Source organism: Dietzia sp. HMSC21D01, from assembly GCF_001815995.1.
In the GTDB taxonomy this organism is placed as follows: domain Bacteria; phylum Actinomycetota; class Actinomycetes; order Mycobacteriales; family Mycobacteriaceae; genus Dietzia; species Dietzia cinnamea.
In genome coordinates, this window is sequence record NZ_KV824174.1 from 1 (window position 1) to 4,527 (window position 4,527).

The 4,527-nt window shown below is 72.4% G+C and carries 4 protein-coding genes; 2 read left to right on the plus strand and 2 right to left on the minus strand.

Annotated features, from left to right (window positions below; translation table 11 throughout):
* Positions 1-218: 218 nt before the first annotated feature.
* The gene (locus HMPREF3086_RS17470) at positions 219-1,139 is read left to right on the plus strand and encodes a LysR family transcriptional regulator (protein WP_070723215.1); all 921 of its coding nucleotides are present in this window, start codon (positions 219-221) and stop codon (positions 1,137-1,139) included.
* Positions 1,140-1,143: 4 nt separating this feature from the next.
* On the opposite strand, the gene thpD is transcribed toward HMPREF3086_RS17470, so the two are convergent.
* Positions 1,144-2,007 (minus strand): ectoine hydroxylase, encoded by an 864-nt coding sequence (thpD, locus tag HMPREF3086_RS17475; RefSeq protein ID WP_061916484.1) that lies wholly within the window; start codon positions 2,005-2,007, stop codon positions 1,144-1,146.
* Positions 2,008-2,115: 108 nt separating this feature from the next.
* Positions 2,116-3,126, minus strand: a complete 1,011-nt coding sequence (locus HMPREF3086_RS17480) for a D-2-hydroxyacid dehydrogenase (protein ID WP_070723218.1) — start codon at positions 3,124-3,126, stop codon at positions 2,116-2,118.
* 85 nt (positions 3,127-3,211) lie between these two features.
* Between HMPREF3086_RS17480 and HMPREF3086_RS17485 the strand changes: the two genes are divergently transcribed.
* Positions 3,212-4,501 carry an aspartate aminotransferase family protein gene (locus HMPREF3086_RS17485; protein ID WP_070723222.1) on the plus strand — a complete coding sequence of 430 codons (1,290 nt, stop codon included), beginning with the start codon at positions 3,212-3,214 and terminating at the stop codon, positions 4,499-4,501.
* Positions 4,502-4,527 lie beyond the last annotated feature (26 nt).

Consider the following 4,527-nt stretch of genomic DNA (forward strand, 5'->3'; position numbering starts at 1 on the left):
CGGGCCCGGTCTGCGGGCCGGCCCCCGTGTGGCCGGTCGTGCCCGGGATCTCGATGGATGTCATGGTGCTCGCCTCCTCGGCGACCTCGTCCGTCGGCGGGTCCGGCGGGGGTGTCCCCAGCATGGGTCCGCGTCCCCGGGCGGGTCCAGCGAGACTTCGTGGACCCGACCGTTCACTTTTCCTGCACGTTCGACCCGGGGGCTCCTACTCTCGGGGCATGGAGCCGTCCCTGCACCGCCTGCGGTTGCTCCACGAACTGGAGCGACGGGGCACCGTCACCGCGGTCGCCGCGGGCCTGGGGTACACCGTCTCGGCCGTGTCGCAGCAGCTGTCGCTGCTCGAGCGCGAGGCGGGGACGCCCCTGTTCGAGAAGCGGGGTCGTGGTCTCGCGTTGACGGAGGCGGGACTCGTGTTGGCGGAGCACGCGCGCACGATCCTGTCCGCGGTGGAGGACGCGGGCCACGCGATGGAGTCGGCGAGGGCGGGCGTCGGGACGACGCTCACGGCCGGGGTATGGGCGTCGGTGGCCACCACGCTGCTGCCGGCCGGGATCGCGATCCTGTCCCGCGATCACCCGGGGATCGCCGTGCGCAGCCGCGAACTGGCCCCGGAGGACACGACGGGCGCGGTCCGCGACGGCTCGCTGGACCTGTCGTTCGTGCTGGACTACTCGAGCTATGCGATGGCGGACGTGCCGGACCTCGCGCGGCTGCCGATCGCGCGGGAGGCCCTGCACGCGGTGGTGCCGCGCGGGTCGATGCCGACCGCGCAGGTGTCGTTGTCCGACCTCGCGGGGGCGCCGTGGGTGGTCGCGCACCCGCGCTCGCACTTCGGCCGGGCGGTGCGGATCGCGTGCCGGGAAGCGGGCTTCGAGCCGGAGGTGCGCCACGAGGCGGGTGAGCAGTCCACGGCATTGGCCCTGGTCGCCGCCGGCCTCGGCGTCACGCTCGCCTCCGATCTCGGCCTGACCACGTTCGCTGCCGACGTGGACGTTCTGCCGCTGAGGGACGGGCTCACCAGGACGGTGTCGATCACCCATCGTCGCCGCGACGCCCGGAGGCGCCCGCTCCAGGCGTTCGTCGCGGCGTTCACGGCCGCCGCCCGGGAGGTCGGCCTGGACCCCCCGGGCGGGGCGTGAGACCTCAGGGCCGACGCGCGAGGAAGTCCGGGCGCGGCGGCGTGCCCGCGAACGGCTCGGCGAGCTCGTTCTCGACGCTGTTGAACACGATGAACACGTTGGCGCGCGGCAGCGGGGTGATGTTGCCACCCGAGGCGTGCAGCGCGTTGCAGTCGAACATCGTCATGGAGCCCGCGCCGCCGGTGAGGACGTCGAGTCCGTGCTCGCGGTACATCTCGGTGATGTGCTCCTCGGACGGAACGCCCACCTTCGGCGCGGTCGTCACGAGCGACTCCTTGTAGTAGTCCTCGGGCGTCTCACCGGCGCACTGGACGTAGTACTTGTGCGTGCCCGGCATGATCATCAGCGGACCGTTGTAGGTCTCGTTGGGCGTGAGCGCGATCGAGGCGCTGCAGGCGCGCGGCTTGGGCATGCCGTCCTCGGCGTGCCACGTCTCGAAGTCCGAGTGCCAGTAGAACGCGCCGCCGGCGAAGCCGGGCTTGTAGTTGAGCCGGCTCTGGTGAACGTACACATCGGATCCGAGGATCTGGCGGGCCAGATCGATCGCGCCGGACTGCTCGACGGCCTCCCACACGACCTCACTGAGCTCGTGCACGTCGAAGATCGACCGGACGGCCCGGCCGCCCTCCTCGCGGATGATGCGGGGATCGTCCTTCATCGCGGGGTCGTCCCCGAACCGTCGGAGCTCCTCCCAGCAGGCGTCGATCCGGCTCTGGTCCAGGGCGCCCTCGCGCTGGACGAATCCCTTCTCCTCGAACTCGAGCACCTCGGGATCCTGGCTGCTCCCCCAGATGACGGGGTCCCGGCGCTCGACGATCTCCGGGCGCCCGGTCACGCGGGTCTGGTAGTCATCAACGGCAATGGTCACTACGACTCCTTTCTCTCCTCAGCCTGAAAACCCCGGCTGACTCGGGAAAACGAGGGGTGCCGCCCTCGTGGGGCCGACCGTATCCGTGGCGACGATCTCGGACAACTCTCAGCCGCTGACGTATCCTCGACCCTTGTCCACCGGTGGGCCGGGAGTCCCGCCGCCCGCCCACGTGCGCAGGTGGTCGAGGAACTGTCCGGACAGTGTGTCCCGCCACCCCACGACGTCGCCGGACATGTGGGGACTGATGTGCGCGCCGTCGAGCGTCCAGAGGGGGTCGCCCCCGGGGAGGGGTTCGACGACGAGGACGTCCAGGTGCGCCGAGAGTCTGCCCGCCCCGATCTCGCGCGTGAGGGCCTCCTGATCGACCAGCTCTCCGCGACCGACGTTCACCACGTGGGCACCGTCGGGCAGTGCTGCCAGTTCCGCGGGGCCGAGCATCCCCCGCGTCGCGTCGGTCAGCGGCGCCACCATGACGAGATGGTCCACGTCGCCGAGATGGTCGACCAGGCGGGCCGAGTCCAGGACGCGGCCGAAGTCCTCGTCGTCGTCGCGCGGTCGACGTCCCGCCCCGGCCACGTCGAGTCCGACCGCCCGCAGGAGCCTCGCGGTGGCCCGTCCGATCCCGCCGGTGCCCACGACCAGGGCGCGCCGTCCCGCCACCCGGGTCGTCTCCCGGTGGCACCACCGCCCCGCGCGCTGCAGCGCCTCGGTCTCGTGGAGGCGCTTGTCGTGGGCCATCACGCACGCCAGGACGTATTCGGCGATGGGACCGTCGAAGACGCCGCGGGCGTTGGTGACCAGGACGTCGGAGTCGCGCAGCTCGTCGAAGAGCAGCTTGTCCACCCCGGCGGCGGCCACGTGGACCCACCGCAGCGCGTCGGCGGCGTGCCAGGCGGAGGCCAGGGCGTCGGAGAAGATGTCCCATACCAGCAGGATCTGCGCGCCGGGCAGCGCGTCGGCGAGGGTGTCGGCCGTGCACGCGCGCACGTCGGCGAGGCCACGGATCTCGTCGAGCGTGGTGGGCGGCTCGACGCCGTCCGCGGTGAGCACGACGACGGTGGGCCGGGAGTCGCGGGCGGGGCTCGGGTCGGTGCGGCGGTCGGTGCGGCGGTCCATGCGGCCACGGTAGCGCGGCCGTCCGATCGCGTCGCGCGATCGTCGGATTGTTGACAATCGACCGGGGCGGCCACACACTGACCGCATGACCGCGCATCTGTCGCCCCTTCTCAAGCAGGCAACGCCCGTCGTGGTGGACCACGCCCTCGGCTCGTGGATCCACGGCACCGACGGCCGCGACTACCTGGACTTCACCACCGGCATCGGCGTGACCAGCACCGGCCACTGCCATCCCGACGTCGTGGCGGCCGCGCGCGAGCAGTGCGGGAAGATCATCCACGCGCAGTACACGACCGTCATGCACCAGCCGCTGCTCGAGCTCACCGAGAAGCTGGGCGAGCACCTGCCGGCCGGCATCGACTCGGTGTTCTACGCCAACTCCGGCTCCGAGGCGGTCGAAGCCGCCGTGCGTCTGGCGCGCATGGCCACGGGCCGGCCGAACATCGTCACCGTCCAGGGCGGCTTCCACGGCCGCACCGTCGCCGCGGCCAGCCTCACCACCGCCGGCACCCGCTTCTCCGCCGGCTTCTCCCCCCTCATGGGCGGCGTGGTGATGACCCCGTTCCCCCACGCGCTGCGCCACGGCTGGACCACCGACGACGCCGTGGACTTCGCGCTGGCCGAGCTGGACTACCTCATGGCCACCCGCGTCGACGCCCGCGAGATCGCGGCGTTGCTCATCGAACCCGTCCTCGGCGACGGCGGGTACATGGCCACTCCCCCGCGCTACCTCCAGGGTCTGCGTGAGCGCGCCGACGCGGCAGGTGCGCTTCTGGTCCTCGACGAGGTCCAGGCCGGCATCGGACGCACCGGCCGTTTCTGGGGCCACCAGCACACCGAGGGCCTGGTCCCGGACGTCATCATCACCGCCAAGGGCATCGCCTCCGGCTTCCCCATCTCCGCGATCGCGGCACCCACCGAGCTCATGGCCAAGGCCTGGCCCGGCTCCCAGGGCGGCACCTACGGCGGCAACGCCGTGGCGGCCGCGGCCGGGGTGGCGACGCTCGGCGTGGTCGAGCGCGAGAGCCTCGTGCAGTGCGCGGCCGAGCGCGGAGCCCAGCTCCTCGACGGACTGCGGCGTAGCCTGGCGGACGTGAGCGAGATCTGCGACATCCGCGGTACCGGGCTCATGCTGGGCGTCGAGTTCGGCGACCCGACCGCGCCCGCCGGCAGCGCCGGCGCGCTCGAGGCCGCGCGCCTGGCGACGGCCGTCCAGCAGGCGTGCGTGGACGAGGACCTGCTCACCCTGACGTGTGGGCCGACCGGGTCGGTGGTGCGCCTCATCCCGGCTCTGGTGGTGACCTCCGAGGAAGTCGACGCCGGCGTCGAGCGCTTCACCCAGGCCGTGCACCGGGTGCGCGACGGGGCGGCGTGACCGCCCGCGTCGACGCGACCGCGCCC

Bases quoted from the DNA above. Each gene is read 5' to 3' on its own strand.
- HMPREF3086_RS17480 (WP_070723218.1), bottom strand. From the start codon at position 3,126: ATGGACCGCCGCACCGACCGCCGCACCGACCCGAGCCCCGCCCGCGAC.
- HMPREF3086_RS17485 (WP_070723222.1), top strand. From the start codon at position 3,212: ATGACCGCGCATCTGTCGCCCCTTCTCAAGCAGGCAACGCCCGTCGTG.
- HMPREF3086_RS17470 (WP_070723215.1), top strand. From the start codon at position 219: ATGGAGCCGTCCCTGCACCGCCTGCGGTTGCTCCACGAACTGGAGCGA.